Genomic DNA, 4,381 nt, shown 5'->3' with positions numbered 1-4,381 from the left:
CTAAGTCTTTTTCAAAAAGTAAATTTTTTGAAGCACTATATAAATATTTATCACCAATAAATTTCATACATATTAAAGGATTTCCCAATTTTTTTAAGACATATTCCAATGATTCTTTTTCGTCTTTTATCGCATAATCTAAATTACTTATTACTAAATTTATTCTTTCTTCTTTCACTTTATCATTAACTAACATTTTTTCTCCTTATATAATATATTTTAACTATTTATTTTCAACACTAATTGGAACTAATATTATTTCTCCAGTATTTTTATTAACTCCTATTACTGCTGTTCTATAATTTCCATTTTTTATTATTTGTTTTAAATGTTCCCCTTCATTTTTATATAATTTATCTGCTACAGCTTCTATCCAATCTTCTGTTAATTGTCTTTTATTTTTAGCCCCATTTTCTAAAAGTTTAATTCCACCTGACTCTAGTGTCTTGGTTTTAGCTATTTGTTTACTATCTATTACCCAATATTCTCCTGTTTTTTTATTATATACTAAATGATCTATACCTTTATTCCCACCATATTTAGCATTATATACTACTAAATTTGGATTATCTTTTAATATACCATCTACAATTTTTTCAGTTTTTGCTCCTGTTGCATCTCCATTTTTTATAATATCATTAATTGCCTGACCATATTTCTTAGTATCGTATGATACTTTATAGCCATCATTTGATACAATTTTACCACTAATGCTATTTTTTGTAATTGATATATCATTTTGTCTTGAAATTGATAATATATCATCTATTTTTGTTGCTACTGTATTTTTTACTACAACCAAAGCTTTATCTGATTTTAAAAAATTTTTACCTTTATTTAATACATTTTTACTACTTTTTTTCAAATTAGAAAAAACTGCTTTTAATTCATTTATATCTGTAAACTTTTTACCAATCTCTATTATTTTACCATCTTTTATAGCTACAGTATATATATCTTTACCAATTTGTGTTATACCTATAGCAGTTGCAGTTCCCTTAAATACGCTATATGCATTATCTCCTAAAAAATTTTTTAAGAATGTATCACACTCTCCATATATAGTGCCACAATTCATATATTTATTAAATTCATCTAATCCATCTATACCTGATATTGTTAATACTATTGCTTGTCCTACTGTAAGATTTGCTCCTTTTACTGCATACTTTACTAAAGTTTTTGTACTTATATAAACATCCGTCATTACTAATCCAACAGGAACTTTTTCTTTTACAAAAGACTAAACTTTTTTTAAACCATCTTTTATTAAATTATCACTAATAACTTCTGCATCACTTGGAATACTTGATATTTCATCTTTTGATAGTTGTTCTATTTCTTCACTACCATTTATTACATATTCTGAATATATATTTCCAGAAGTTGCTCCTAACAATTTACCTTCTTCTGTTATTCTTCCCTCTTCATGTATACCATATTCTCTTGCTATTCCTTTTTTAAATTCTAGCTCACTCATATCACCAAATGTATACACATTACCATATTGATCTACTGCTACTCTTAATTCTTCGCCTCTTTCTTTTGCTTCATAGTATCTTCTTTGAAAATTTTCAGAATATTCATGTATATTTTCATCAGTTATCTTATCAAATACTTTTAAATCATTAAATCCTAGTGACTGTACTAATGTAAGTCTTTCATTTTTAGTCTTTGCTTTTTCTATATTTATTTTTCTTACTATGTATTCTCCATTTAAATGGTAGTTTGATAATTCTTTTAAACTTCTTTTCTCTTCATCTGCTATATCTGTCAATTCATCACTAATAGCATTCTTATCATTTTCAATTTTTGATTTTATTCCTTTAACTGTACTTTCTATATCTTTAGAAGCCATTTCTTGTTTATGTTTAAATTCTTCAGGATTTAATATTGCATTTACTAATCCTGAACTTAAATCTAAATCACCAACTCTTCCACTTATTCCTGATGTTCCCACCTTATAGCCAAAGTCTATATTATGACTATTCTCTTTTTCTTCTTTTACTGTTAAATTATTTACTTTTACATTACTTAATTCTAAATCATTTTTATAGACTTTCTCTTCTCTTTTATCTATAAATTCCCCTTCTATATTTCCACCTGTAGGCATTCCTGATATATTTAATGATATATCAACTCCTACTCCTAGCTTTTTTCTTGTCTTTTCATCTTTTACTTCTTTTATAGATAAATTATTTATTGCCCCTTCTAAAGAACTATCTTTTGTTTTTAATCCTTGTATATTTACATTTTCTACATTATTATATACTTCTTTTACTTTTTCTAAATGATTTAGCTTATTATTTTTTTCTATTATTTCATCTGTACTTACTTTTGCTGATATATTTATGTCACCTAAGTTTACCTTATTTTGAGAAGTATCTAATTTTGCAGCTAACCCTAAACCTATACTTGCATCTATTGTTGTATTACTATTATTTTCTACTTCTACATTCTTATTTACTTCTTTAACATTATTATATACTAGCTTACTATCTTTTATTACCGTTGATGTAAAGTTTACTTTATCATTATTATTAAATGATATATTTCCACCACTTAATGTATTTCCTTTAACTTTTTCATTATGTGATAATATAGTTTTATTTGATATATTTAAACTTAAATCTCCTCCAATATTTATATAACCTGATATATCTTTTTTTAATTTAACTGTTTCTCCATTTACTTTCTTACCTATATCATTAAGATCTTCTCTTGTTGCTACAACATATTTTGTTGTTATATTATTATTTCCATCAACAAAACTCTTTTTAATCTTTACATTACTTGATAAATCATCAACAGCTCCTACGTAACCATTAGCTACATTAGACATTGCTTTTACTACATTTCCATCTAAAAGATTTTTTACCCCTTTACCCATAGTTAATACATCTCTTACTATAGGTGAACTTACACTTGCATTAATACCTAGATTAACTCCTGTTTGATTTTCTGTTCTATCACTATTATCTTTTATTGCCCTAAAGTTTACTTCTTTTGCATCCACTGTTAAGTTATCATAAGTAAGACTAGTATTTGTAATATCAAGTTCTTTTTCTATTGTTGTATTACCTTTTAATGATATATTACTACTTTCATGAATTTTAGATTTTGACTTAATATTTTGGTTTTGTATATTTAGATTTATACCAGCTCCTATACCTGTTATTCCTATATTACCACTTAAGTTTAATCCACCACTATAGTTATTTTCATTTTCTTTATTATTTAATTCTTGAGATTTAACATTCAAACTATTTATTTTTCCATTATTTAAATCTACATTAGAACTTAATATATCTAGTTTATCTATATTTGCTTCTTCTTTTACTAATATATTACTTTTTTCATTTCCTTCATAACTATTATCTTTTTTATTTATCTTGTGAGAAAAAAGTGTTATACTTCCATCTAATTTTAAATTTTCTTTATCTGCGTTACCATTTACATTATCAACTAAATTAAATGTTTCTACTCTTTGTTTTACATCCGTTTTTAAAACTTGTGATTTAACATTTAAGTCTTTTATTTCTAGTTTATTTGTTTCTACATTAGAACCTTCTATATCTAAACTTTTAGTTTTAATATGTTTTGCTAATATATTAGAACTTACATTTTCTTGATATTTAACATCTACATCTTCTTTATATGTTATATTTTTACTTTTCTTAATATATTCATTGTTAAGAATTTCAGATTTAACATATATATTTTTTCCTATTAATTTATCTACTGTTACATTTGAAGCTTTTATTGTAGTTTCACTATTATTTAGATTTATTTCTTTTGCATTAATATTGGAATTATTACTTATTTCTTTTTCATCTAATAAATATTCTTTATTTGATATTGTTTTTAATTCCTTAAATTCTTTTGTTTTTTTATTTGTTATTAATAATTTATCTGAATCTATATTAAACTCTTCATCTACATTTAAATTAGAAGATACTATATTTGTTTCTTTTGATTTAATAAATATATTTTTAGCATTAATGGTACTATTATCTATTTTTTCTTCTTTTACTAATATATCCGTGTAATTATTTAATATATGTGATTTATTAGTTATTTTATCTCCAGTGATATTTACTTTTTCTGATAATATATCTATATTTTCTTTTGCCTTTATATCTCCACTTAAATTAGTTTCTTTTGAATTAACTAATATATTATTTGCTTCTAAACTTGATTTCTTTAATTCTTCATATCTATTAATAAATTTTATTTCATCAGTTACTAAATATGTTTCTCTCTCTTCTACTATTGATTTAAGGGTTATATTATCTGCTTTAATATTTAAGTTATCTAAAGCTTTTAATTTAGCTCCTTCTATTAATATATTATTACTTAATAGATTAATATTATCAAATAA

Annotated in this window: 2 protein-coding genes and 1 pseudogene; all 3 read right to left on the bottom strand. The window is 23.6% G+C overall.

Annotated features, from left to right (window positions below):
* Positions 1 to 196 (bottom strand): annotated as a pseudogene (locus ACWYO2_RS04935) (Imm49 family immunity protein); the annotation flags it as partial.
* Between the two features lie 27 nt (positions 197 to 223).
* Entirely contained in the window at positions 224 to 1,207 is a 984-nt protein-coding gene (locus ACWYO2_RS04930) for a hypothetical protein (protein ID WP_455515376.1), read from the bottom strand.
* Between the two features lie 36 nt (positions 1,208 to 1,243).
* Positions 1,244 to 4,381: hypothetical protein (locus tag ACWYO2_RS04925; RefSeq protein WP_455515375.1), on the bottom strand; the 3,138-nt coding region annotated here is incomplete at its 5' end.

The sequence above is a fragment of the Pseudostreptobacillus sp. genome (assembly GCF_977040545.1).
Note: the sequence above shows the minus strand (reverse complement) of the source record. Positions and strands in the feature narration are given on the sequence as shown.